The organism is Luteibacter sp. TLI7-4A (assembly GCF_056754745.1).
Genome location: NZ_JBPGWO010000001.1, coordinates 2901715 through 2926135, shown reverse-complemented (window position 1 = coordinate 2926135; position 24421 = coordinate 2901715). Strand labels below are relative to the sequence as shown.

The window sequence follows — 24421 nt, the reverse complement described above, 5'->3', positions numbered from 1 at the left end:
TTTGAGGCAAGCACCCGTCGCCGCTGAAGCGGCTCCCACAGGTCGAGCGGCGGTGACTGCCCCGATGGGAGCCGACCCTGTCGGCGATTCCCCGCCTCACCGCTGGGCAAACAACGCCCGCCAGCCCTCGATCCCCAGCCGGTCCAGTGTCTCCATGTTCGCCTCGAAGATCTTCGAGGCCTCCGGGAAGGCCGCCACCGCGCGGTCGATGCTCGTTTCGCGCAGCAGGTGCAGCGTGGGGTAAGGCGAGCGATTGGTGTAGTTGGTGATGTCGTCGGGGGCGGTGCCTTCGAACTGGAAGGCGGGATGGAAACTCGCCACCTGGATGTCGCCCTCCAGACCGAGGTCGGCCACCGTCTCATCCGCCACTTCGAGGAATTCGTTGTAGTCGAGGAAATCGTCGAGCACGTGGGGATGGATCAACAAGGTGGTGTCCACCACCTCCGGATCGGTGTCGCGAAGAAATTCCAGTTCACGGACCAGATCGGCGTGCAGTTGCAGCGGCTGCGTGGCATCGCTGACCACGTAACGAATCTGTCCCTTCTTGTGCACCGCCTTGGCGAAGGGGCACAGGTTGAGGCCGATGACCGCGCGTTCGAGCCAGAGGCGCGTCGCCTCGATCACCTCGTCGGGTGGGAGCATGGGATCCATGGGGAGAGCCTCCGTGGTTCAGGGCGTGAGCCAGGCGTCGAGTTCCGCCTGGCTGAACGTGCCGAGCTTGCGCCGCAGGATACGCCCGTCCTCGCCGACGAGGACGCTATAGGGCAGTACGCGGCGCGTGTTGCCGAAAGACAGCGAGCCGCCCGGGGCGTCGCTATCCGCAAGCACCACCGGATACGTCACCGGCCGGGCCGCGAGATAGGCACGCACGGCGCCTGCCGTGTCCTCGGCCACGCCGAGGATGGCGACGTTGCGTGCCTTGTAACGTCCCGCGTTCTCGCTCAACAGCGGCATTTCCCGCCGGCAGGGGGCGCACCAGGTGGCCCAGAAGTTGATGAGCAGGCGCTTGCCACGCCAGTCGGAAAGCTGGCGCGGCTTGCCTTCCACGGTGAGGAAGGTGGCCGGTGGCGGGAGCTCGCCGACATCCGCCACCGTGACGCCTTGCGGCGGTGGCGGATTCATGCGGCGATGCTCGAGGTACAGCCCCGTGGCCGCGGCGGCGATGGCCAGTACCACGATCCAGAAGGTCGGGCCGCGGCTCATGGATGCGCGGCGGCCTCTAGCGCTTTCTCGACGCTGTCGTAGGTGAGCACCGTGGACAGCTTGCGGCCATCGCCGCCGCCCTTCGGATAGACCACGTAGAGCGGAACGCCCACCGAGTGGTACTGCTCGAGGAAGGCCGCGATGGTCGCGTTCACGTCGGTCCAGTCGCCCTTCATGTAGACGGTGCCGGTGCGGGCGAGCAAGGCCTTGAAGGCATCGGTATCGAGCACCGCCTTCTCGTTCGCCTTGCAGGTGATGCACCAGTCGGCCGTCATGTCGACCAGGACCGGCGTTCCCGCGCCACGCAGCTCGGCCAGCTTTTCCGGGGAATACGGCACGGACCCGTCGGCGGCCACGCGCAGGGTCGCGGCCTGCGCCGGCAGGCCATGCACGGCCCAGAGCGCCGCGGCGGCACCGACCATCAGCACGCTGGTGAACACCCAGGACAGGCGCGCTCCACGGCTGCGCCCGTACCACCACAGCGCCATGGCCAGCAGTACGCCGCCGGCGAGCACGAGGGCGGTCGCATCGGCGCCGCGCTGCTTGGTCAGTACCCAGAGCAGCCAGACGGCCGTGAGGTACATCGGAAACGCCAGCAGCTGCTTGAGGGTCTCCATCCAGCGGCCCGGACGTGGCAACAGCCGCGCGATCGCCGGCACGAATCCGATCAGCAGGAAGGGCAGGGCGAGGCCGAGTCCGAGCGCCAGGAAGATCAGGAAGGCCACGCCCAGGGGCGCGGCGAAGGCGAAGGCGATCGCGGAGCCCATGAAGGGCGCGGTGCAAGGGCTCGCCACGACCACGGCCAGCACGCCGGTGAAGAAATCGCCGGAGGGGCCCGAGCGCGCCGCGAGACCGCTGCCCACGTTGCCCAGCGAGCCGCCGATCTCGAACACGCCCGACATCGAAAGGCCGACCGCCAGCATCACGTAGACGAGCAGGCCGATCGCCAGTGGTTGCTGGAACTGCGCGCCCCACTGGATGCCATGGCCCGCCGCGCGGATGCCGACGATGACCAGCCCGAGGATCGCGAAGGCGGCCAGCACGCCGGCCGTGTACCAGAGCGCATGCTTGCGTGCGGCGCCCGGGCTTTCCCCGCTTTCGAGCACGGTGATGGCTTTCAGCGACAACACCGGCAACACGCATGGCATGAGGTTCAGCACGAGGCCGCCGAGCAAGGCGAGGCCGATGGCCGCGATGAAGCCGACAGGCGCGTCACCGCCGGGCGCCAGGCCGGGCGGTGGCGGCGTCGGTGCGACATCCGTGGGCGCGGCGGCGGGCTGTTCCTCGGACGGGGCGCCGACGGATGCCGTGCCCGCGCCCAGGTCGACCTTGATGTGCCGCGTCATGACCGGATAGCAGATGCCGTTCTCCAGGCAACCCTGGTAGGCCACGTCGACCGCCACCGCCGTGGCGCCCGCGGCGCCGTTCAGCGGCACCGGCAGCTCGACCTGGTCGAAGTAGACGATGGTGTCGCCGAAGTGTTCGTCGTGATGGGCGGTGCCGCTGGGCCAGTCCGGCTCGCCCGCGCTCACCCCGGCGGGCGAGGTCACCGTGATCTGCGTCTTGTCACGGTAAAGGTAGTAATCCTTGGGCATGGTCCAGCGCAGCAGCAAGCTGCCGTGGTCCTTGACCAGCGCCTCGAAGCGGAACGCCTGGTCGGCGAGGAGTGCCTGCGCCTCGCTACCCGGGGCCGCGGACGGAGCGCCCAGCAGGGCCGCGCCGTTGGCGGCCGGCGTCGCCGCGACGGGGATGGTCGACGCACCGCCGATCGTGAGCTTCAGGTGCTCGGTGTTCGGCGGGTAGCAGATCTTCGGCTCCACCTCATGGCAGCCCTGGTACTGGACGTCGAGGGCGAGCGTCTTCGTGGCGGTGTCGACGCGCGTGTACGGCACGCTGGCCTCGACGTCGCCGTGATAGATCTCCACGTCGCCGAGGTATTCGTCGTGCTTCTTCAGGCCATCGGGGAGCGTCGCCTCGCCCAGCGTGACCGCCGTGGGCTCCGCCGCCTTGATCTTGATCCGGCCCCGGTAGAGGTAATAGTCCGGCGCGATCCGCCAGTGCAGCTTCACCATGCCCGGCTGGCTGGCATCGGAAGTGAGGTGGAAGGCCTGGGTGACCGGCAGCAGGTCGTCGTCGCTTTGGGCGAGCGCCGGCAGGGCGGCGAGCAAGGCGAGGCCGGCGACCAGGTTCCGCGCGAGGCGGGCGAACGACGTCATGGCGACTCCGGGGATCGGTGCGGTGACGAACCGCGTTGGGCGTCGGTCATTATGACCGGGCATACCCGTATTAGCTTGCATCGACGCTGGCTTCCAGCCAGGCGAGATAGGGCGCGTGCCCTTCCACCAGCGGCAGGGCCACGACCTCCGGCACCTCGTAGGGGTGGTGCTCGACGACGAAGGCCTCGACCGCCGCGAAGGCTTCCCGGGTGGTCTTCACCAGCAGGAGGTCCTCGGCGTCGGTGACCACCTCGCCTTTCCAGCGGTAGGTGGACCGCATCCCCGGCAGGTGGTTCACGCAAGCGGCCAGGCCGGCCTGCACGAGGCCGTGGGCGAGGGCGGCGGCGGGTTCGCCGGCGGGACAGGCGACAAGGATGGCGATGGGTTCGGACATGGGTCGATTGTGGTCTTTTTTGTACCCGGGGCCTTGAACGGTTTCGCACAGGCGCCATCTGTCGATCACCCCGAGGCTCTTCCGATTCGTGGAGAGCTTTGGCTAAAATTCTGGCACTCACCCGTGGCAAGTGCTAACAGGGTGGACCAATTTCGTTATCCGTCAATCACATGGTTGGAGAAGTCATGAGCAAACTGCGCCCGCTGCACGATCGCGTCATCGTCAAGCGCCTCGAAGAAGAGCGTGTTTCCGCCGGTGGCATCGTCATCCCTGACAGCGCCACCGAGAAGCCCACCCGCGGCAAGGTCATCGCCGCCGGTACCGGCCTCCTCCTGGCCAGCGGCCAGCTCCGCCCGATGGGCGTGAAGGAAGGCGACGTCGTCCTGTTCGGCAAGTACGCCGGCCAGGAGATCAAGGTCGATGGCGAAGAACTGGTCTTCCTGAAGGAAGACGACATCGTGGCGGTCCTGGAAGGCTGAGCCCCCGCTCGCCCCGTTCCTCCCGGCTATCCCAAACAACTGATCTCAAGGATTCACTCTCATGGCATCTAAAGAAGTCCGCTTCGGCGAAGACGTCCGCGCACGCATGCTGAAGGGCGTCAACACGCTCGCCAACGCCGTCAAGGTCACCCTCGGCCCGAAGGGCCGCAACGTCGTGCTCGAGAAGAGCTTCGGCGCGCCGACCGTCACCAAGGACGGCGTCTCGGTCGCCAAGGAAATCGAACTCGCCGACAAGTACGAGAACATCGGCGCCCAGATCGTCAAGGAAGCCGCCTCGAAGACCTCCGACGTGGCCGGTGACGGCACCACGACGGCCACCGTCCTCGCCCAGGCGTTCATCCAGGAAGGCCTCAAGGCCGTCGCCGCCGGCATCAACCCGATGGACCTCAAGCGCGGCATCGACCAGGCCGTCACGGCCGCCGTCGGTGAGCTGAAGAAGCTTTCCAACCCGACCGCCGACGACAAGGCGATCGCCCAGGTCGGCACGATCTCGGCCAACTCCGACGCGAACATCGGCGACATCATCGCCACCGCGATGGGCAAGGTCGGCAAGGAAGGCGTGATCACGGTCGAGGAAGGCTCGGGCCTCGAGAACGAGCTCGACGTCGTCGAGGGCATGCAGTTCGACCGCGGTTACCTCTCGCCGTACTTCATCAACAACCAGCAGTCGCAGCAGGTTGAACTGGACGACCCGTTCATCCTCATCCACGACAAGAAGATCTCGAACGTCCGTGAGCTCCTGCCGGTGCTCGAGGCCGTCGCCAAGGCCGCCAAGCCGCTGCTGATCGTCGCCGAGGAAGTCGAGGGCGAAGCCCTGGCCACCCTCGTCGTCAACACGATCCGTGGCATCGTCAAGGTCGCCGCCGTCAAGGCGCCGGGCTTCGGCGATCGCCGCAAGGCCATCCTGGAAGACATCGCCATCCTCACCAATGGCGTGGTCATCTCCGAGGAAGTGGGCCTGCAGCTCGACAAGGCCACGATCAACGACCTCGGCCGTGCGAAGCGCGTCGTGATCACCAAGGAAAACACCACGATCATCGACGGTGCCGGCGAAGCCGAGCGCATCCAGTCGCGTATCGGCCAGATCAAGGCGCAGATCGAAGAGACCTCCTCGGACTACGACCGCGAGAAGCTGCAAGAGCGCGTGGCCAAGCTTGCCGGCGGTGTCGCCGTGATCAAGGTCGGCGCCGCGACGGAAGTCGAGATGAAGGAAAAGAAGGCCCGCGTCGAAGACGCCCTGCACGCCACGCGTGCGGCCGTCGAGGAAGGCGTGGTCCCGGGCGGCGGCGTCGCCCTGATCCGTGCGCTGAAGGCCCTCGAAGGCCTGAAGGGCAAGAACCCGGACCAGGACCTCGGCATCGCGATCACCCGTCGCACGCTGGAAGCCCCGCTGCGCGCCATCGTCACCAACGCCGGCGAAGAGGCTTCGGTCATCGTCAACCAGGTGAAGGACGGCCAGGGTAACTTCGGTTACAACGCCGCTACCGGCGAGTTCGGCGACATGATCGCGTTCGGCATCCTGGACCCGACCAAGGTCACCCGTTCGGCGCTGCAGTTCGCCGCCTCGGTGGCTGGCTCGATCATCACGACCGAAGCGGCCGTGACCGAGCTGCCGAAGAAGGACGACGGCCACGGCCACGGTGCCCCCGGCGGCATGGGTGGCATGGGCGGCATGGACTTCTAAGTCCGCGCCTTTCCGGCTCGAAACTGAAAAACCCCGCGGAAACGCGGGGTTTTTTTGTCGCGAAGACAAATCATTGCGTCGATTCGGCAGCTTGGCGCAGGTTCATGTCGATGACGCCGCGTGACGTGTACTGTGATGTCACGAGCTTCGACATACATGCCTGCGTTCGCTGGAAGCAAAGGAAGTTTCACTACAAGGAGCGCCGCCATGACGTGGAGACTGGGTCTTCTTCTTTCGCTGTGCCTTGTTATCGGATGCACATCTCGCCAGACGCATCTTTCCCGGCCACAGGCCGATGGAGAGCAGATCGTCCAAGGTCTCAATGCACGCTACGACGACACGCGCATGTCATGCGCGGATAGTCGCGCTGCCTACTACTGCTCCGGGGTTTTGATTCGCGCAACCGATGCCGTTCCCAACGAAAGTGAGCCTGACCGGCATGCATGGGAATTCTCCCCACGTACGGGGACACCAGAGGGCCTTTCCTTCAGTTATCTGCGCAGCGACGTCGACAGTCGCATCCTCTACGCTCCGGAAACGCGCCCGCACGGACTGCTTCTCAGGCAGGCCGACACCTTCGTGGCGGAGCCGGGCACGGAACCGGTGAGCGTCCTCTGTTCGTTTCCCTACGACGCGGTGACGGGTGATCGGGGTACGACCGGGGATCCAGCGAAGGGGTCGAACGGATGTGGTGCAAGCGAACTCTACGTGGACGAGAGCAAGCCTTGCACGAGCCAGGGGATCGACACCGTCGAGGCATGGCGAAAGCATTTCATCGAAGTCACCACGTTTCCGGGGCAGTTCAAGCACCAGTGTGGTTTCGCTGGTAATCAACAGCAGTTCGCCCTGAGCATCGCTTCACGCCAGAACTCCGATGCCATGATCGACGTCATGCGGCACATGGAATTGATGCTTGGGAACTGGCGGGCAGCCGTGCCGAAGGATCTGCCGATCGAGGCCATCTTCTACACCGCGGGGCCGTACGAGGTGGCCGGACTGAAAGGCGCGCAGCTCATTCAGCGCGACTACAACCTCGTCACCGGCAAGATCGTCCCTGTCGTTCGCTTTGCCCCGGACCCAAGCGTGGCGCCCTTCAGCTATCGCGAGACAGACCAGGCTGTCGTGCATTGACCTTCCTGGTCGCTGCGCGGGCTATTGCCCTGCACCCGATGCAGCCTGTTCCTCGGCTGTACCTGGCTGGCGCGCCAGCGTGGCCGTCTCGGGCAGGGCATATTGCGCGACCAGCGGCTCCAATTTGTGCTTCATCCGAAGCATCGCCACGTTACCCATGGATACATCCGTATATTTCTGCATGGCATCCTCGGCTGGCGTGGGCGCGTCCGGTGCATGCGTGAGCGGGGCGAGGCGAGGAGCGACGACCTGGGTGAGCGCGAAGTACGGATCGTCGTGCACGCCGGCCTGCTCCAACAGCTTGCCGGGCAGCATCCATGCCGCAAGGTCCGCCTTCTCAGGCGCGGGGCCATCGCCGTGCGTGTCGATGAGGATATAGGGCACGGTCTGGTTGAACATGCCGATACCGTCGGCGAAACCGAGTTTGTCGTATGTCTCGGTGAGTGCGGGCAGGTGGTCGCCATAGAACAGGAGCAGGGTCGGCCGCTCGCGTTGCTTGAGGAGTTCGGCGAGACGGCCTAATTCGGCGTCGGCATGGCGCATATGATAGATGTAGTTGCGCAATTGCAGTTTCGCGGCGTCACTGATGCCGTCGGGGACGGGAATGGCGTCGCGCTCGCGCGTGTCGATGTTCACGCTCTTGTCGTACGGCCCGTGGGCTTCCATGCTGATCGCGAAGACGAAGCGCGGCGGACCGGAGTCCTTCAGCTGGCTCATGATCTCGTCGGTCATGGCGCTGTCCGCCATGTATTCGCCGTCCTTGCGGAAGTCCTTGGGAAAATCCGGCTGCGACACGAAGCGGTCGAAGCCCAACGACTTGAACGCCGTGCTCCGGTTCCAGAACGAGGCGTCGTTACCGTGGACGGCTATGGTTTCGTACCCGTGGGAACGCAGCGTGCGCACCATGCCCGGCACGACACCCGAATGCATTTGCAGGTAAGGGAATTGCATCGTCGGGAAATAGCGCAGCGACAGACCCGTGAGCACTTCGAATTCGGTACGGATCGTGCCGCCTCCGAACGTCGGGACATGCAGGCGCCCCGTGCTCGCATGCTCCGCGAGACGATGCAGGTTCGGTGCGAAGTCTTCGTTTTCGAGGCCGCGAATCGCGCTCGGATCGAAGAACGATTCACTCTGCACGACGACGATGTCGGGCGTCTGTCGTCCATGGGTCGCCGCCACCGCCATGTGCTCGCGCAGGGCGGGCCCGGTGTCCGCGAGGAAGCGTCCGGCTTCGGCCGGATCGGCTTTGGTCTTCTTGCCTGCATCCTGGAGACGGAACTGCACGATCGTCGTCACCACGCCGTTGTAGCCGGCGTTCGCCGCCGCGGACCAGGGTTGCAGGCCCAGGCGGTCCTTGTCGTAGATGGTCGACCACGCGGGAACGCCGGCGAACAGGGTACCCATGAGGGCGACCAGGGACAGCCCGGCGACGAGGCGGCGGCCCTTCGTCCGGCGCGCGAAAAGCGGCGGTTCGTAACGGGCGATGAGGACGATGAGCGCGAGCGTGCCCAGGATGGCCAGGTAGGGCAGCGGATCGGCGGGCAGGTAGCCGCCGAGCAGATGCAGCCCACCGTTCTTCAACTGGCCGACCATGCGGAAGTCGGCGGGTAGCAGTGGCGCACCCAGGTTCTTCATCTTGATGGCGCTGACCACCAGTACGGCGCCCTGCGCCATGAAGGCGAGACCGAACGACAGCCACGCCCGGCGCGTGAGCACCAGCAACAGCGAGGCGAGCAGAAGGCCGGGGAAGGCGTTGGCGAACAGGTGCCACGGCCGGGCAGCCCACTCGGCGCTGGATACGCCCGGGTTGCCATCGAGGAAGCCGGTGTAGAGAACGAACGCCACGGCGAGGCAGAGTGGCAACGCCGCCCGGGTTATCACGTCACGCCAACGCTTTGAATCGAAAGTCATAACGCCCTCTTGTCACGCCCCTGTAGCAAGGGGGTAGGGACTGTAACGCAGTGGACATGAACCGGTTGTCAGGCGAGGGCGCGCGCATTCTTGCGATCCGTGGCCGGGACATGAGATGAATCGCAATCCGACGGCGGGAAGCGCGCCACGCCGCGGCTAGGGCACAATGACCATCTCATGAATGCATCGACGACGGCCCCGCGCGAAAGCCCCGAACTACGCGCATTGATCGACACCCGTTACGACGACGTTATGGCGGCATGCCGTGCGGCGCGCATCCCGCTATACGACGACGCCGGCGTGGCCGAACGGATCCGGCGAACCTTGCTCGCCTCGGACTTCGCCTTCGATATCCTGCGTCGCCAGCCCGATCTGCTCGCACCTGCCGGGCTGGAACGACTCCGGGCCAATGCGGACGCGGGAACGCGCGGCGCCACGCTGGAGTTGCCGGGGGACGAGGATCGTTGCATGTCGGTGCTTCGCCGCTTCCGGCACGCGGAAGCTGTCCGCATCGTGTTTCGCGACGTGAACGGGCTGGACGACCTGGACGAAACGCTTTCCTCGACGAGCGCGCTTTATGAAACCTTGCTCGAGGTTGCCCTGCGCTGGTCGGAAAGCGCCATGCATGCGCGCTACGGACAGCCGCGCGATGCGAACGGCGTCGCGCAGCGCACGGTGGTGCTCGGCTTCGGCAAGCTCGGCGGCAACGAACTGAATTTTTCCTCCGACATCGATCTTGTGCTGGCGTATGCCTCGGGCGGAGAAACCGATGGAGCGCGGCCGCTGGACAACGGCGAGTACTTCATTCGCGAAACGCGCCAGCTCGTGCGCCTGCTGGCCGAGCCCACGCTGGATGGCATCTGCGCACGCGTGGACCTGCGCCTGCGTCCGTTCGGCAATGCGGGGCGGCTGTCGCTGCCCTTCGCGGCGATGGAGCAGTACTACCAACGCGAAGGCCGCGATTGGGAACGCTATGCGTGGATCAAGGCACGGCCGGTGGCCGGCGACCGCGTCGCCGGCCGCGAACTGCAGGACATGCTCCGGCCTTTTGTCTATCGCCGCTACCTCGACTACACGGCGTTCGCCGGCCTGCGTGAGATGAAGGCGTTGATCGACGCGGAGGTCGCGCGCAAGGATCTCGCCGGCAACCTGAAGCTCGGCCCCGGTGGCATTCGTGAAATCGAATTCGTGGTGCAGCTGACCCAGATGATCCGTGGCGGTCGCGACCCGGCCTTGCGCGTGCGTGGCCTGCTGCCCGCGCTGCGTGCTTGCGAGGCGCGCGGTTATATCCCATCGGCACGGGCGAAGCTGCTGCGCTCGGCCTACGTGTTCCTGCGCCGCCTGGAGAACCGCGTGCAGATGCTGCGCGATGCGCAGACCCACGATATCCCCGACGATGCGCTGTCGCGCGAAAGGCTGGCCCTTGGATTGGGCTACGCCCATTGGGACGACCTCGCGCTGGATCTGCTCCGCCATCGCGATGCCGTGTCCGCCGAATTCGCCGCCGTGCTCGTTCCCGAAGCGGGCGGCACGGCGACGGCTCCCATCGCCGACGTCGAACTCTGGCGGGCGGCACGGGGAGAGACCCTCGATGCCGCCATGATGGAGGCGTCGGGTTTCGTCCCTGGCGAGGAAGCGGCCAACGAGCTGGTGAAATTGCCGCGCACGGCGGCGGTCCGCTCGATGTCGGCGCGTTCGTCCGAACGCATCGAGCGCCTGATGCCCCACTTGATCGGCGCGGCCCGTGGCAGCGTGGCGCCCGTGGCCAGCCTCTTGCGCTTGCTGCGCCTGGTCCAGGCCGTCGCGCGTCGTTCGTCGTACCTCGCCCTGCTCGACGAACAGCCCAATGCACGGCGGCGTGTCGCCGGCGTATTCGCGGACAGCGCGTTCCTCGCGGAGCGCGTGATCGCGCAACCGCTGTTGCTCGACGACGTGCTCGATCCGCGCATCGACCAGTTGCCGCTGAAACGTGCGGACATCTCGGCCGAGATCGCACGCACCCTCGGCGCGCTGGATGAGCGCGACGCGGAGCACGAGCTGGAACGCATCAACGAATTCCGTTCGAGCATCGCCTTTCGCCTCGGGCTGGCCTTCAATGACGGCCGGTCGGATGCCACCGCGACGGCGCGGCGGCTCGCCGGGCTGGCGGAGGCGGTGGTCGCGGCGATCCTCGCCCTGGCGACGCGCGAACTCACGGCCCAGCATGGCCGCCTGCCGGGCGAGGGTAGCGGGTTCGCCGTGCTCGGCTATGGCAGCCTCGGTGGCGAGGAACTGGGTTTCGCTTCCGACCTGGACCTGGTCTTCGTCTACGATGGCAAGCGTGCCAATGCGATGAGCGACGGCCCGCGGCCAGTCGACGGCACGCGTTGGTACCAGCGCCTGGCGCAGCGCGTGATGCACTGGCTGAACGTGCAGACCCACGCAGGCAGGTTGTACGACGTGGATACGCGCCTGCGGCCGGACGGATCGAAGGGGCTGCTGGTCGCCAGCGTCGATGCGTTCGAGGCATACCAGCGGGACCGTGCATGGACCTGGGAACACCAGGCGCTGTTGCGCGCCCGCCCGGTGGCGGGTGATGCGCGGCTTGGCGCCGCCCTTGCGGGCATCCGGCGCGAGATCCTCGGCGCCCCGCGTGACGCCGCGCGCGTTCGCGCCGACGTGGGCGCCATGCGTGCACGCTGGCGCGGCGAGCGGGACCGTTCCGACGCCGATCATGTCGACCTGAAGCAGGGCGTGGGCGCGCTCATCGACATCGAGTTCATCCTGCAGGGCATGGTCCTCGGGCACGCGGCCGCGCATCCGTCGGTGCTCGACACGCATGCCAGCAGCACGTTGATCGACGTGTTGCGCGAGGCGGGGCTGTTCACCCAGGCCCAGGCCGACACCTTGCACCTCGCGCATGCGGACCTCCTGCAGATGGGGCTCGCCTGCACGCTCGACCTGCGTCCGCGCATCGCCGCGCGCACGCCGGCCCTGGACGCGTTGTGCGCCGGGGTGGAGCAGGTCGCGGCCGAGCTGGGCTTCGATTTCTCCGGGCGTGCCGAGGCGGCGGCGCAGGGTGCCTGAATTCGATGCACGGCGTTATGCTGTCCGGCCGTTCCACGACACGATCCCGATGACCCGAACCCCGTTGCTGATCGACACCGACCCCGGCGTGGACGACGCGCTGGCCATCCTGATGGCGCACGAGCATGCCGATGTCACCGCGTTGACGGTGGCCGCGGGCAATGTCGGGCTCGACCACACCGTGCGCAATGCCCGCACGCTGGTGCAACTGATCGGCGCGGCGACGCCGGTGCATCCCGGTTGTCCGTCGCCATTGGTGCGTGCCCCGGACGAGGACGCGGCCTTCGTCCACGGTGCCGACGGCTTCGGCGACGTCGGCTTCGCCGAGCCCTCGCATCCCACGCAGGCCGAGCACGCCGCGCTCGCCCTGGTCCGCCTGACCCGCGAGCGCCCGGGCGAACTGACGCTCGTGGCGCTCGGGCCGCTGACCAACCTCGCCCTGGCCATCCGTCTCGACCCGGCGTTCCCGTCGCGCGTGAAGCGCCTGGTCGTCATGGGGGGCGCTGTCACCGGTCATGGGAACACAGGCAAGGTCCCCGCCGAATTCAACATCGGTTTCGATCCCGAAGCGGCCCACGTGGTGTTCGAGGCATTCGAGATGTTCGACCTCGTGGACTGGGAAGCCACGGTGCGTCATGCCTTCGCAGACGAGGTCTACGAGGAATGGATAGCCTCTGGCGACAACCGGGCGGTATTTTTCGAGAAGATCTTCGGCACCGCGCGCCGCTTCAACGCCGAGCACGAGCGCACGGGCTTCATCGCGGCGGACGCCCTGGCGATGGCCGTGGCCCTCGACCCGTCCATGGTCGTGCGGGCCGAGACCCGCCATGTCGCGATCGAGCTAGACGGCCGGCTGACCCGCGGCGCCACGGTGGTCGACTGGCACCGGCGCCTCGGCGGCCGGGCCAACGCCAGGATCGTGCTGGACGTGGACCAGGACCGCTTTCGCGAACTGATCGCCGGGGCGCTGGGCGCCCGCTGAGTCGCCCGCCCTCGTGGCCGCCTCCCATCATGGGCTCTGCCTGCCCCGGGGTGGTTGCCATACCCCATACCGATGCCCTGGTGGGCTTGGCATACCCTGTGGGAGCCGATTCATCGGCGATCCCGCGGCAGCGGGCCAGTTCCAGGTAAGCCCCCGTCGCCGCTGAAGCGGCTCCCACAACAGAAGCGGCCCCCTCGGGTGCCAACATGGGCGAGGCTTGCCGTGGCCGGCTCGGCTGGTTACAATGCCGCTCTTTTCACCCCGCTATTTCTCAGGTTCAAGCCATGAAAGAGAACATCCATCCGAAGTACCAGCCGGTGGTCTTCCAGGACCTGTCGTCGGATTTCGCGTTCCTGACGCGTTCGACGATGTCCAGCAAGGAGACCGTCAAGTGGGAAGACGGTAACGAATACCCGGTGATCAAGCTCGATATCAGCAGCCATTCGCACCCGTTCTACACGGGCAAGCAGAAGACGCTCGACATCGGCGGCCGCGTCGACAAGTTCCGCCAGCGTTACGGCAAGAAGTAATACCGGGAAATCCGCGCGCCGCCTGCGGGGTGGCGTTTCGCGAGGATCGACAGACACGGGGCGAGCCCACGGCTTGCCCCGTGTCTTTTTGCGTCCACGAATTGCCCGTTGGTCGAACGGACGTTCGAACAGCCTCTGTGCGATAATGGGGAACTTCGGCTGCACGTAGTGGCCGGTACGACGCCTTCCCCAGGGTGCCGTTTCCCCAAAATCGCCGAGAAGAAGAGGAGCTCGCCGTGTCCGACGCCAAAACCGTCAAATTGGTCGATGAATCCAACAAGCCCGTGAGTGAACTGCCGGTCATCGGCGGCACGCTCGGCGCCGAGTGCGTCGACATCGGCACGTTGTACAAGGACACCGGCTACTTCACCTACGATCCGGGCTACGGCAGCACCGCCAGCACCAAGAGCGCCATCACCTACATCGACGGCGACAAGGGTGTCCTGCTGTATCGCGGCTACCCGATCGAACAGCTCGCCGAGAAGTCCACCTTCCTCGAGACCTCGTACCTGCTGCTCAATGGCGAACTGCCCAGCAAGGCCGAGTTCGCGAAGTTCGAGCACGACATCACGCATCACTCGATGATGCACGAGAACCTCAAGTTCTTCCTGCGCGGCTTCAACCACGACGCGCACCCGATGGCCATGCTGGCCGGCTCGATCGCTTCGCTCTCGGCGTTCTACCACGACAAGCTCGACGTCGATAACCCGGAAGACCGCAAGCTCGCCGCCATCCGCCTGATCGCGAAGATGCCGACGATTTCCGCCGCCATCTACCGCCACTCGATCGGTTGGCCGACGCGTTATCCGCGCAACAACCTCGAATACGTCACGCGCTTCCTGCACATGATGTTCGAAGTGCCGAGCGAGCCGCTGGAACTGAACCCGGTCGTCGCCAAGGCGCTCGACCTGCTCTTCATCCTGCACGCCGACCACGAGCAGAACGCCTCCACCTCCACGGTCCGCCTGGTCGGTTCGACGGGTGCCAATCCCTACGCGTCGATCGCCGCCGGCATCACCGCGCTCTGGGGTCCGGCCCACGGTGGTGCGAACGAAGCCGTGCTCAAGCAGCTCGAGGAAATCGGTTCGGCCGACAAGGTCGAGACGGCCGTCAAGCGTGCGAAGGACAAGAACGACTCCTTCCGCCTGATGGGCTTCGGTCACCGCGTGTACAAGAACTTCGACCCGCGCGCCAAGATCATCCGCGAAATGTGCCACAAGGTGCTCAACGAACTCGGCGTCAACGACCCGTTGCTCGACGTCGCGATGAAGCTGGAAGAAGCCGCGCTGAAGGACGATTACTTCGTCGAGCGCAAGCTCTACCCGAACGTCGACTTCTACTCGGGCATCATCTACAAGGCGCTCGGCATCCCGACCGAGATGTTCACCGTGATGTTCGCCATCGCGCGCACGTCCGGCTGGATCTCGCACTGGATCGAGCAGCACGAGACCCCGGGATCGCGCATCGGCCGTCCGCGCCAGATCTACACCGGCGCCGACGTTCGCGACTACGTTCCGAACGACAAGCGCTAAGAAAAAAAGCCCCGCGAAAGCGGGGTTTTTTTTTGCTCGGTGCCAGGGAAAGAAGCGCTCCGGTGGGAAATTCACCCCAATGGGAGAATCATTTCCGTGGGAGCCGACTTTGTCGGCGATGGCTGCTTGCCTCAGCTCAGGAAGGATCTTGTGGGAGCCGACCCTGTCGGCGATGGGTGCTTGCCTGAACCTGGCCCGCTATCGCGGGATCGCCGACAAGGTCGGCTCCCACCAAAGCCGGCTCCCACCAATCGGTTCCCACCACCAATCGGTTTCCAACAAGAAGCCGGCTCTCGCCAAGAGAGCCGGCACGATCTATTTCTTCATCAAGAAGACGCGTTGAAGGCGGCGATGTCCTCTTCCGCCAACAGCTCCTGCACCATGGCCGCCGTGGCACGGCGCATCGGCCGTTCGTCCACGCGATCCAGTGGCGCCTGGCGCAGCGCATCCATCGGCAACACGGTCAGGTCGAAAGGAATCCCGTCGGCACCGAACAGCAATACCGGATGTTCGCTTTGGGCGGTGCCCGACCAGCGCAGTCGCCGCGTCTGGGTTTCCAGGGGGATGCCTCGCTCGCGCAGGAACAGGCCAGGGGCTTCCGGATCGTCACTGAAGACATGCAGGCATACGGCGGAATGCTCGTCCGCCGTGCCTTCGAGAACGGCGCCTACCAGGCGGGTGTCGAATCCGCGCAGGAAGTGCATGGCTTCCACCGCGGCTTCGCGCCGAGCCCGCAGGGCCTGCGGTTGCGAATCGCCATGGAACAGGCGCTGGTGTTCGCGCAGCGCGTCCTCGATCTCGTTGTTGCGGGGCAGGGCCTGTGTGTCGACGATGCCGAGCCGTTCGGCGGCCTTCACCTTCGCGTGGTGGAAATCCCGGATACCGTGCTCGCTCATCAGGCGTGCCGCCTCCTGGGCGACGAGGACGCGATTGCGCTGCGTCCGGTCCTGGGCATGGATCCTGTGGTGTTCGCCTCGTGCCATGACTCACCCCCGTATGGTGTGAACGTGTGCCAGACGCGCGATCGCTGGCTCGGCGCGCGCGTCAGAAGATGTCGTAGGCGTGTTCCTGCTGTTCCTCCTGCTGTTTTTGTGTCGCCTGCTCGCGAAGACGGTCGACGTCCTCGACCTTCATGATCTCGTTCATGCCGCCCGGCGAGGGCAGGCCGGAACCCGGATCGATCTGCACCGTGGCGATACCCGGCGGCATGGCCAGCATGTGCGATGGCTTGTCCTTGAGGAACGCGCCCATGTAGTCCATCCAGATGGGCAGCGCGGCCTTGGCGCCGAACTCGCCACGTCCCAGCGAACTGAAGTCGTCGAAGCCGACCCAGACCGCCGTGGACACGTCGCCGTTGAAGCCGACGAACCAGGCGTCACGGTGGTCGTTGGTGGAACCGGTCTTGCCCGCGATGTCGTCACGGCCCAGGGCCTTCGCCGCGGCACCGGTACCGCGCTTCACCACATCCTGCATCAACGAGGTGACGAGGTAGTCGTTGCGTACGTCGATCACGTGCGGCGCCAGCTTCGGCGCTTCCGAAGCGCTGGCATGGGCATCGGCGGGAAGCACGGCGTCGCCGGTGCCGCTGCCCGCCGCCGTGCTCGAGGTCGCCGGACGCGCGGGAATCAAGGCGGTCGAAGCCTGCGTCGGCGGCCCCGGCGGAGTCGGGTTCAACAGGCGCTCCTGGCATTCCGCACAGGCCCGCTCGGGATTGGCCAGATAGACGGGGTTGCCGTCGCGGTCGTCGATCCGGGAGATGAAATACGGCGTGACGAGATAGCCGCCATTGGCGAACACCGCGTAGCCACGGGCCATGCTCATCGGCGACACGGACGCCGTACCGAGCGCCAGCGAAAGGTTTTGCGGCAGTGCGTCCGGCGTGAAGCCGAACCGGGTCATGTAGTCACGCGCGAAGCGCAGGCCGATGGCATCGAGCAAGCGTACCGAGACCAGGTTCTTCGACTTCACCAGGGCCTCGCGCAGGCGCATCGGGCCGTCGAACTTGTTGTCGTCGTTGGCCGGCGTCCACATGCCGTCCGGGCGCGAAGGATCGGGGAAGGCCACGGGGGCGTCGTTGACGATGGATGCCGGCGTGAAGCCACGCTCGAAGGCCGCCGAATACAGGTAGGGCTTGAAGCTGGAGCCCGGTTGACGGGCGGCCATCACGGCGCGGTTGAACTTCGAGCGCACGAAGCTGAAACCGCCTACCAATGCGCGCACGGCACCATCTTCCGGATCCAGCGAGACCAGGGCGGCCTGCACGGCGGGGATCTGGGTGAGGCGCCATTCGAGCCGGGCCGGCTCCGCCTTGGGCGCCGGTGCCTCCTTGCCTTCTTCCGCGGCGCCGCTGGCCACGTCCTCGTTCACGTCGTCTTTCGCCGCGCGGAACAGGCGGACGACATCGCCGCGCTTGAGCACGGCATCCACGCGGGTCGGTGCCGCGCCGGCGCGCCCTTCGTTGACATAAGGCCGTGCCCAGGCCATGGACTCCAGGCTGAGCGTGACCGTCTCCTTGGGCGAGAGGTACACCTTGGCCTCCTTTGCGCCAGTCTCCGTGACGATGCCCGGCATCATGCCCGCGACGCTCGTGTAGCCGGCGAGAACGCGGTCATAGTCCTCCGGGCCGGCCTGCGCAGGCAACTCTTCGTGGCCCTCGGGACCGCGATAGCCGTGGCGGCGATCGTAGGCCGAGAGACGGCCGCGCAAGGCCTCGTTGGCGGCGGCCTGGCTGTCGCTGGGCACCGTCGTATGCACGACGTAGCCCTCGGTCAAGGCTTCGTTGCCGAATTTCTCCAGCACCTGCTGACGGACCATCTCCGCCAGGTACGGGGCGTCCACCTCGATCTGCTGTTCGTGGGGGAACGCGTCGTTGGGCTCCTTGATCGCCTCGTCGTATTCGGCCTTCGTGATGAAGCGGTTGGACAGCATCTGGCCGAGCACCCAGTCGCGGCGGGCGAGCAGGCGCTTGGGATTGTTCAGTGGATTGACCACCGAAGGAAGCTGGAAGGTCGAGGCGAGGGCGGCGCTTTCGGCAACGGTGAGTTGGTCCAGCGTCTTCCCGTAGTAATACGAGGCCGCCGCCGCCAGGCCATAGGAACGGTGTCCCAGGAACATCTTGTTGATGTAGAGCTCGAGGATCTGGTCCTTCGTCAGCTCGTTTTCCATGCGCAGGGCGATGAACATCTCCGTCAGCTTGCGCGAATAGAGCTTCTCCGGGCTGAGGAAGAAGTTTCGCGCCACCTGCTGGGTGATGGTCGATCCGCCCGGCCCCTTGTCACCGCCGGAGAGGATCACATGGATGCCGGCGCGGGCGATGCCGTGCCAGTCGACGCCCGGATGGCTATAGAAATCGGCGTCCTCGGCCGATAAGACGGCATTCTTGAGGCGTGCCGGCACGTCGGCGATGCGCACGGGGATGCGCCGGGTTTCGCCGAAGGAGGCGATCAGGCGGCCGTCGGAACTCAGGACACGCAGCGGAACCTGCATGTGGTAGTCGCGCAGGACGGCGACGGACGGCAGGCGCGGCGCCAGGAGCCAGTAGGCGACGCCCACGGCGCCAACCACGAACAGGATGCCGGCCAGGGCGAGGTACAGCGCATAGCGCAGCAGACGCTTGAGGATTCGCATGGAGGGGGAGGGGTCACCGCCGTATGGGTCGTGGCGGAGTATAGAACCAAGCCGGGGGGTGGGGCGGGGGAGGAGGGTTCGACCCGGCATGAGGGGATTTCGCTAACCCAGTGACTGGATTTGTGAATTAGTGCCGGTAAGCGGCCCGACCGGCCGTTGCCAATCTGTTAAGTTTTAGATCTAATGCCTTCGCGCCGAAGACCAATTCCGACAAGGCGCGGGGAAGGGGGAATCGTGGGGCTCTTTACACCCAAGGCGGCGCCGTTGATCGGCGTCGACATAAGCTCGACCGCGGTAAAGCTGCTTCAACTCAGCCAAGCCGGCGGGCGCTATCGCGTCGAACACTACGCCGTCGAACCACTCCCACCCAACGCGGTGGTGGAAAAGAACATCGTCGAGGTCGAGGCGGTCGGCGAGGCCATCCGCCGCGCCCTGGCCCGTTCCGGTGCCAAGATCAAGCACGCGGCGGCCGCCGTGGCCGGCTCCGCGGTGATCACCCGCATCATTCCCATGTCGGCCGATCTCTCCGAGGACGACCTCGAAGGCCAGATCCAGGTCGAGGCCAACCAGTACATCCCTTACCCGATCGAGGAAGTCAGCCTCGATTTCGAGGTGCTCGGCCCGGTTCGCGACAATCCCGAGATGAATAACGTGCTCCTGGCCGCCTCGCGGACGGAGAACGTGGACATGCGCATCGCGGCGCTGGACCTGGGCGGCCTGACCGCACGGGTCATCGACGTGGAGGCCTTCGCCATGGAGAACGCCTTCGGCATGGTGGCCGACCAGCTCGCGGTCTCCCGCGACGCGCTGGTCGCCGTCGTCGACATCGGCGCGACCATGACGACGCTGGCGGTGCTCAAGAACCAGCGCACCATCTACTCCCGCGAGCAGGTCTTCGGTGGCAAGCAGCTGACCGACGAGATCATGCGCCGCTACGGCCTCTCCTACGAGGAAGCCGGGCGTGCCAAGCGCAAGGGCGGGCTGCCCGAATCCTACGAGATGGAGGCGCTGGAGCCGTTCAAGGAATCGCTGGTCCAGCAGGTCAGCCGTCTTCTCCAGTTCTTCTTCGCCGGCAGCGAATACAGCCGCGTGGACCAGGTGGTACTCGCCGGCGGTTGCGCTTCCATCGAAGGCATCACCGAACTGCTCGAACAGCAGCTGGGCGTGCCCTGCGTGGTGGCCAATCCGCTGGCCCGGATGGCCTTGTCCAGCCGCGTGCAGGCCCAGACCCTCGCCCAGGATGCCCCCGCGTTGATGATCGCCGTCGGCCTGGCCATGAGGAGTTTCGACTGATGGCACGCATCAACCTACTTCCCTGGCGCGCCGAACGCCGCAAGCAGCGGGAAAGGGAGTTCTATACCCAGCTGGGCCTCGCCTTCGGCGCCGCGCTGGTGGTGTTGATCGGCTGGTCGTTCTGGATGGATGCCCGCATCGACAACCAGGGCGAGCGGAACACGTACCTGCAGAGCGAGATCAAGCAGCTCGACGACCGTATCGCGAAGATCAAGGACCTGGAGAAGGTCCGTTCCGACCTCCTCCAACGCAAGCAGATCATCGAGCAGCTCCAGGCCAACCGGTCGCAGATGGTCCACCTGTTCGACGAGCTCGTGAAGACGATACCTTCCAGCGCCCGTTTGTCGGGCATGAAGCAATCCGGCGATTCCATGTCGTTGGACGGCGTATCCCAGTCCAACTCCAGCGTGGCCGAGTACATGCGCAACATCGAGGCCTCGCCCTGGATGGGCCATGCCGACCTGCGCAAGACGGAGAACACGCACGACGCGTCTCGGATGCCGTATCGCTTCGGTCTCGATGTACACCTGAACCGTCCCGGCGACACGCCCGATGGCGCGCCGGCGGGATCGTCCACCGCCGCCGCTCCGGCCAAGGCCGCCGTCGTTCCCGCGCCGCTGGCCAACGCCGCGCAAGCCGTCGCCGGTACGCCGGCACCGACGCCCGCGGCCCCCGCTTCCGCCCCGACAGGCGCGACCCCGGCCCCGGCCCCGGTCGCCCCGGCAGGAGCCAAGCCATGAAATTCTTCGACGACCTGCGCAATCTCGATCGCCACAACGTCGGTGGCTGGCCGAAGTCGATCAAGCTGTTCTTCACCATCCTGGTGTTCGCGGTGGTGCTGCTCGTGGGCTGGTATTTCCAGATCAGCAACCAGCAGGACGACCTCACCAATGCCGAGGGCCAGGAAGACCGGCTGAAGACCGAGTTCTCGCAGAAGCAGGCCAAGTCGGCCAACCTCGAGGCGCTCGAACAGCAGCTGTCGGACATGCAGGACATGCTGCGCACCCTGCTGCGCCAGCTGCCCAGCAAGACGGAAATGCCGGAACTGCTGATCGACATCTCGCAGACCGCGTTGGCCGCGGGCATCGAGACGGAGCTGTTCCAGCCCGGTCCGGAAACGCCCAAGGACTTCTACGCGGAAAAGCCGATCACGCTGCGCATGATCGGTACTTACCACCAGTTCGGCACCTTCATCAGTGGCGTGGCCTCGCTTCCGCGCGTGGTCATCCTGACGCTGCACGATGTCTCGTTGAGCCCGAAGGAAGCGAAGGACGGCAAGGTGGGTTCCGGGCAACTCGTCCTCCAGGGCACGGTGAAAACCTACCGCTACCTCGACGACGACGAGACACCCAAGCCTGCGCAGACGGTGAAGGGGAAGAAGCGATGACACGAGCACACGCCATCCTTCGGCCCGTGGCCCTCGCGTTGTTCGCGGCCCTGGCGCTCGCCGGCTGCACGCGCGGCACGTCGGACCTTCGTGAGTGGGTCGATGCCGAAAAGCACAAGAAGGGCGAGCCGATCCCGCCGTTGCCGGTGATCCGCACGTTCGAGACGTTCGCCTACCAGGACCAGGGTGCCCGCGATCCATTCAGCCCGAGCACGGCGGAAATGGACACGAGTGCCGCGAATGGTCCGCGCCCGGATGAGAACCGTCCGAAGGAACCGCTGGAAATGTTCTCGCTAGACAGCCTGAAGATGGTTGGCACGGTCGGTGCCGGTGCCAAGCTGGAGGCACTCGTGAAGGACCCCGGTGGGGTGATCCATCGCGTTCACCGAAATGAGTACATGGGGCAGGCCTACGGCCGTATCACGGCCGTCGGAGAGGATCGGATCGATCTGGTCGAGCTGGTGCCGAATGGCAGCGGCGGCTGGATGGAGCGCCCGGCAAGCATCGCGGTCGGCGAAAAATAAGAACTCGGGGATGACGCACATGACGACCAAACTCAATCTGCCGGGTAGCGCGCGCCATCGGCCGCGCCGCTGGATCCTCGGCGCCGTGCTGGCCTTGTCCGGAGCTTTCGCTGGCACGGCGGCAGCCGCCAACGCCTTGCAGAACGTCACCTACGACGCGCAGCCGGGAGGCCGCATCGAGTTGACCCTCGCCTTCGCGGACGCCGCGCCGGAGCCGAAGGTCTTCACGACCAGCAACCCGCCGCGCATCGCGATCGACCTGCCGGATACGACCAACGCGTACAGCACCCGTCATCTCGACATCGGCAAGGGCGCCACGTCAGGCGTCTCGGTGGTGTCGGCCGGAGGCCGCACCCGCGTCACGATCGAATTGTTCCGCGATTCCGCCTACAAGACGCGCGTGCAGGGCAATAACCTGATCGTCACCGTGAACAACGGCCCGAGCAGTGCCACGACGACGACCGCGACCGTGTCCGACCCGACCAAGGCGCTGCCATCCAGCGCCGGCGTACCCGTGTCGAACATCGATTTCCGTCGCGGCCAGAACGGCGAGGGACGCGTGCTGGTGACGCTCGGCAGCAGCGCCTCCACGCCGGAGATGCATCGCGAAGGCGATCACGTCATCGTCAGCTTGCCCGGTTCGAGCCTGCCGCCGAAGCTCGCCCAGCGCCTCGACGTGCTCGACTTCGCGACGCCGGTGCAATCCATCGAGCCCACCTCCCGTCCGGGCGGTGCCCGCCTGGATATCCGTACCAAGGGCGAGATCGAGATCTCGGCGTACCAGAACGGCACGGAATACGCCGTCGAAGTGGCACCGAAGAAGGCCGCCGCGCCGACGGGCAAGAACGCGAAGGGTCAGGAGCCGACGTATTCGGGTTCGCGCCTGACCTTCAACTTCCAGGACATCCCGGTGCGGTCGGCCTTGCAGCTGATCGCCGACGAAGCCAAGCTCAACCTCGTCGCTTCCGACAGCGTCGGCGGCAGCGTCACCCTGCGCCTCGTCAACACCCCGTGGGACCAGGCGCTGGACGTGATCCTGCGTGCCAAGGGCCTGGACAAGCGCCGCAGCGGCAACGTCGTGTGGATCGCGCCGCAGGCGGAACTGGCCAACTACGAGCAGAGCCTCGCCGACGCCCGCCAGAAGGCCCAGGAGTCCGCGGAACTCATTTCCGACTACATCCCGATCAGCTACGGCAAGGCCGAGGACATCGCCAAGCTGCTGACCTCCGGCAGCATGCAGGGCGGCGGCGGGTCGACCGGCGGTAACACGACCCGCGGTTTCCTCTCCCCGCGCGGCAGCGTCTCCTTCGACGACCGCACGAACACCCTGCTGATCAACGACACGCCGGACAAGATCCGCGACCTGCGCGAGCTGATCGGCACGCTCGACCGTCCGGTACAGCAGGTGCTGATCGAATCGCGCATCGTCGTCGCCACCGACCAGTTCACCCGCCAGCTCGGTGTCCGCTGGGGTGCGCAGGCGTTCAACCATAACAACGCCAACCAGATCGTCGGTACCACGCCGAACCTGAGCGGCGGCACGGACGGCACCGGCACCGCAGGCCTGGTGACGAGCGTCCGCAACAGTGACGTGAACTACGCCAACGCGGTGAACCAGTACAACGCCAACGGCGGCACCGGCAACCTGCCGACACGTGACGCTTATGAGTTGCCGGGCGGTTACAACGTGAACCTGCCCGTTTCGAATCCGGCCGGCAGCATCGGCCTGGCGATCCTCGGCGCCAACTACCTGGTCGACCTCGAACTCTCGGCGGCACAGACCGAAGGTCGCAGCGAAGTCATCTCCAGCCCGCGCGTCATCACCGCCAACCAGCAGGAAGCGGTGATCAAGCAGGGTACGCAGATCGGCTACGTGACCTACCAGGCCTCCAGCACGGGCGGCGGCGCCTCGAACGCCACGGTCCAGTTCAAGGATGCGGTGCTCGAACTGCGGGTCACCCCGACGATCACGGCGGATAGCCGCGTGTACCTGAAGATCAACGTGAAGAAGGATGCCCTCGCCGGCAACACGCCGTCTCCGGGCGGTGGCTTCGTCCCCTCGATCGATACCCGGGAGATCAACACCTCGGTGCTGGTCGACAACGGCCAGACCGTGGTCCTTGGCGGCATCTACGAGATCACCAAGTCGAACACCACGGACAAGGTGCCCGGCCTCGGCGACATCCCCGGTCTCGGCGTGCTGTTCCGCCGTACCAACCGCGGCAACAACAAGGCCGAACTGCTGATCTTCGTCACGCCGCGCATCCTGAGCGATACGTTGCAATAAGCTCGCGCTCACCGGCTTGTCTGAACGCCCGCGCTTGTCGCGGGCGTTTTTTTACGGCGTCAGTTATGTGATGCGGCGCATGTCGCGCGGTGCGGTAGCGCGCTACCTTCGCGAGGTTGTCAGGGATCCAGATCTCGGGGTGATTCAAAGA

Annotated in this window: 20 protein-coding genes; 13 read left to right on the top strand and 7 right to left on the bottom strand. The window is 66.0% G+C overall.

Annotated features, from left to right (window positions below):
• Positions 1 to 96 precede the first annotated feature (96 nt).
• The 4 genes from ACR9Y6_RS12905 to cutA all read right to left on the bottom strand — a co-directional run bounded on the left by ACR9Y6_RS12905 (position 97) and on the right by cutA (position 3813).
• Positions 97 to 651: a DUF1415 domain-containing protein gene (locus tag ACR9Y6_RS12905; protein ID WP_481281643.1), complete on the bottom strand. Its 555-nt coding sequence runs from the start codon at positions 649 to 651 to the stop codon at positions 97 to 99.
• A gap of 18 nt (positions 652 to 669) precedes the next feature.
• Positions 670 to 1203 (bottom strand): TlpA family protein disulfide reductase, encoded by a 534-nt coding sequence (locus tag ACR9Y6_RS12900; RefSeq protein WP_481281642.1) that lies wholly within the window; start codon positions 1201 to 1203, stop codon positions 670 to 672.
• Positions 1200 to 3419, bottom strand: coding sequence for a protein-disulfide reductase DsbD family protein (locus tag ACR9Y6_RS12895; RefSeq protein WP_481281641.1), 2220 nt, complete (start codon positions 3417 to 3419; stop codon positions 1200 to 1202). Before ACR9Y6_RS12895 ends, ACR9Y6_RS12900 begins: the two co-directional genes overlap by 4 nt.
• A 70-nt stretch (positions 3420 to 3489) precedes the next feature.
• Positions 3490 to 3813 (bottom strand): divalent-cation tolerance protein CutA, encoded by a 324-nt coding sequence (gene cutA / locus ACR9Y6_RS12890; RefSeq protein ID WP_306851022.1) that lies wholly within the window; start codon positions 3811 to 3813, stop codon positions 3490 to 3492.
• Positions 3814 to 3998: 185 nt separating this feature from the next.
• Here cutA and ACR9Y6_RS12885 point away from each other — a divergent pair, with 185 nt between their 5' ends.
• From ACR9Y6_RS12885 to ACR9Y6_RS12875, 3 genes are all read left to right on the top strand, one after another.
• Positions 3999 to 4292: a co-chaperone GroES gene (locus ACR9Y6_RS12885; protein WP_036110126.1), complete on the top strand. Its 294-nt coding sequence runs from the start codon at positions 3999 to 4001 to the stop codon at positions 4290 to 4292.
• Positions 4293 to 4353: 61 nt separating this feature from the next.
• Positions 4354 to 5997: a chaperonin GroEL gene (gene groL, locus ACR9Y6_RS12880; protein WP_481281640.1), complete on the top strand. Its 1644-nt coding sequence runs from the start codon at positions 4354 to 4356 to the stop codon at positions 5995 to 5997.
• A gap of 207 nt (positions 5998 to 6204) precedes the next feature.
• The gene (locus tag ACR9Y6_RS12875) at positions 6205 to 7128 is read left to right on the top strand and encodes a hypothetical protein (RefSeq protein WP_481281639.1); all 924 of its coding nucleotides are present in this window, start codon (positions 6205 to 6207) and stop codon (positions 7126 to 7128) included.
• 21 nt (positions 7129 to 7149) lie between these two features.
• Here the strand turns inward: ACR9Y6_RS12875 and ACR9Y6_RS12870 are convergent, their stop codons facing one another.
• Positions 7150 to 9042 (bottom strand): LTA synthase family protein, encoded by a 1893-nt coding sequence (locus tag ACR9Y6_RS12870; RefSeq protein ID WP_481281638.1) that lies wholly within the window; start codon positions 9040 to 9042, stop codon positions 7150 to 7152.
• 177 nt (positions 9043 to 9219) lie between these two features.
• Here ACR9Y6_RS12870 and glnE point away from each other — a divergent pair, with 177 nt between their 5' ends.
• The 5 genes from glnE to ACR9Y6_RS12845 all read left to right on the top strand — a co-directional run bounded on the left by glnE (position 9220) and on the right by ACR9Y6_RS12845 (position 15495).
• Positions 9220 to 12108: a bifunctional [glutamate--ammonia ligase]-adenylyl-L-tyrosine phosphorylase/[glutamate--ammonia-ligase] adenylyltransferase gene (gene glnE, locus ACR9Y6_RS12865; RefSeq protein ID WP_481281637.1), complete on the top strand. Its 2889-nt coding sequence runs from the start codon at positions 9220 to 9222 to the stop codon at positions 12106 to 12108.
• Between the two features lie 49 nt (positions 12109 to 12157).
• Complete coding sequence (locus tag ACR9Y6_RS12860) at positions 12158 to 13090, top strand: nucleoside hydrolase (protein WP_481281636.1); 933 nt, start codon at positions 12158 to 12160, stop codon at positions 13088 to 13090.
• A 284-nt stretch (positions 13091 to 13374) separates the two neighbouring features.
• The gene (locus tag ACR9Y6_RS12855) at positions 13375 to 13620 is read left to right on the top strand and encodes a type B 50S ribosomal protein L31 (protein ID WP_306851017.1); all 246 of its coding nucleotides are present in this window, start codon (positions 13375 to 13377) and stop codon (positions 13618 to 13620) included.
• A 236-nt stretch (positions 13621 to 13856) separates the two neighbouring features.
• Positions 13857 to 15152 (top strand): citrate synthase, encoded by a 1296-nt coding sequence (locus tag ACR9Y6_RS12850; RefSeq protein WP_481281635.1) that lies wholly within the window; start codon positions 13857 to 13859, stop codon positions 15150 to 15152.
• Between the two features lie 148 nt (positions 15153 to 15300).
• Positions 15301 to 15495, top strand: a complete 195-nt coding sequence (locus ACR9Y6_RS12845; RefSeq protein ID WP_481281634.1) for a hypothetical protein — start codon at positions 15301 to 15303, stop codon at positions 15493 to 15495.
• Here ACR9Y6_RS12845 and ACR9Y6_RS12840 read toward each other — a convergent pair.
• The gene (locus ACR9Y6_RS12840; protein ID WP_481281633.1) at positions 15479 to 16135 is read right to left on the bottom strand and encodes a hypothetical protein; all 657 of its coding nucleotides are present in this window, start codon (positions 16133 to 16135) and stop codon (positions 15479 to 15481) included. The two genes, ACR9Y6_RS12845 and ACR9Y6_RS12840, sit on opposite strands and share 17 nt — an antisense overlap.
• A gap of 61 nt (positions 16136 to 16196) precedes the next feature.
• On the bottom strand, positions 16197 to 18779 hold the full coding sequence (locus ACR9Y6_RS12835; RefSeq protein WP_481281632.1) for a penicillin-binding protein 1A: 2583 nt from the start codon (positions 18777 to 18779) through the stop codon (positions 16197 to 16199).
• Between the two features lie 234 nt (positions 18780 to 19013).
• Here ACR9Y6_RS12835 and ACR9Y6_RS12830 point away from each other — a divergent pair, with 234 nt between their 5' ends.
• Genes ACR9Y6_RS12830 through ACR9Y6_RS12810 form a run of 5 tightly spaced genes read left to right on the top strand, consistent with a single transcriptional unit; the run spans position 19014 to position 24270 of the window.
• A complete protein-coding gene (locus ACR9Y6_RS12830; RefSeq protein WP_306851013.1) occupies positions 19014 to 20072 on the top strand; it encodes a pilus assembly protein PilM in 1059 nt (352 codons plus the stop codon).
• Entirely contained in the window at positions 20072 to 20812 is a 741-nt protein-coding gene (locus ACR9Y6_RS12825; RefSeq protein WP_481281631.1) for a PilN domain-containing protein, read from the top strand. Before ACR9Y6_RS12830 ends, ACR9Y6_RS12825 begins: the two co-directional genes overlap by 1 nt.
• Positions 20809 to 21459, top strand: coding sequence for a type IV pilus inner membrane component PilO (locus tag ACR9Y6_RS12820; protein ID WP_481281630.1), 651 nt, complete (start codon positions 20809 to 20811; stop codon positions 21457 to 21459). Before ACR9Y6_RS12825 ends, ACR9Y6_RS12820 begins: the two co-directional genes overlap by 4 nt.
• Entirely contained in the window at positions 21456 to 21983 is a 528-nt protein-coding gene (locus ACR9Y6_RS12815) for a pilus assembly protein PilP (RefSeq protein ID WP_481281629.1), read from the top strand. Before ACR9Y6_RS12820 ends, ACR9Y6_RS12815 begins: the two co-directional genes overlap by 4 nt.
• A gap of 19 nt (positions 21984 to 22002) precedes the next feature.
• Positions 22003 to 24270: a type IV pilus secretin PilQ gene (locus ACR9Y6_RS12810; RefSeq protein ID WP_481281628.1), complete on the top strand. Its 2268-nt coding sequence runs from the start codon at positions 22003 to 22005 to the stop codon at positions 24268 to 24270.
• The last annotated feature ends 151 nt before the right edge of the window (positions 24271 to 24421 follow it).

Bases quoted from the DNA above. Each gene is read 5' to 3' on its own strand.
- ACR9Y6_RS12905 (WP_481281643.1), bottom strand. From the start codon at position 651: ATGGATCCCATGCTCCCACCCGACGAGGTGATCGAGGCGACGCGCCTC.
- ACR9Y6_RS12900 (WP_481281642.1), bottom strand. From the start codon at position 1,203: ATGAGCCGCGGCCCGACCTTCTGGATCGTGGTACTGGCCATCGCCGCC.
- ACR9Y6_RS12895 (WP_481281641.1), bottom strand. From the start codon at position 3,419: ATGACGTCGTTCGCCCGCCTCGCGCGGAACCTGGTCGCCGGCCTCGCC.
- cutA (WP_306851022.1), bottom strand. From the start codon at position 3,813: ATGTCCGAACCCATCGCCATCCTTGTCGCCTGTCCCGCCGGCGAACCC.
- ACR9Y6_RS12885 (WP_036110126.1), top strand. From the start codon at position 3,999: ATGAGCAAACTGCGCCCGCTGCACGATCGCGTCATCGTCAAGCGCCTC.
- groL (WP_481281640.1), top strand. From the start codon at position 4,354: ATGGCATCTAAAGAAGTCCGCTTCGGCGAAGACGTCCGCGCACGCATG.
- ACR9Y6_RS12875 (WP_481281639.1), top strand. From the start codon at position 6,205: ATGACGTGGAGACTGGGTCTTCTTCTTTCGCTGTGCCTTGTTATCGGA.
- ACR9Y6_RS12870 (WP_481281638.1), bottom strand. From the start codon at position 9,042: ATGACTTTCGATTCAAAGCGTTGGCGTGACGTGATAACCCGGGCGGCG.
- glnE (WP_481281637.1), top strand. From the start codon at position 9,220: ATGAATGCATCGACGACGGCCCCGCGCGAAAGCCCCGAACTACGCGCA.
- ACR9Y6_RS12860 (WP_481281636.1), top strand. From the start codon at position 12,158: ATGACCCGAACCCCGTTGCTGATCGACACCGACCCCGGCGTGGACGAC.
- ACR9Y6_RS12855 (WP_306851017.1), top strand. From the start codon at position 13,375: ATGAAAGAGAACATCCATCCGAAGTACCAGCCGGTGGTCTTCCAGGAC.
- ACR9Y6_RS12840 (WP_481281633.1), bottom strand. From the start codon at position 16,135: ATGGCACGAGGCGAACACCACAGGATCCATGCCCAGGACCGGACGCAG.
- ACR9Y6_RS12835 (WP_481281632.1), bottom strand. From the start codon at position 18,779: ATGCGAATCCTCAAGCGTCTGCTGCGCTATGCGCTGTACCTCGCCCTG.
- ACR9Y6_RS12825 (WP_481281631.1), top strand. From the start codon at position 20,072: ATGGCACGCATCAACCTACTTCCCTGGCGCGCCGAACGCCGCAAGCAG.
- ACR9Y6_RS12820 (WP_481281630.1), top strand. From the start codon at position 20,809: ATGAAATTCTTCGACGACCTGCGCAATCTCGATCGCCACAACGTCGGT.
- ACR9Y6_RS12815 (WP_481281629.1), top strand. From the start codon at position 21,456: ATGACACGAGCACACGCCATCCTTCGGCCCGTGGCCCTCGCGTTGTTC.
- ACR9Y6_RS12810 (WP_481281628.1), top strand. From the start codon at position 22,003: ATGACGACCAAACTCAATCTGCCGGGTAGCGCGCGCCATCGGCCGCGC.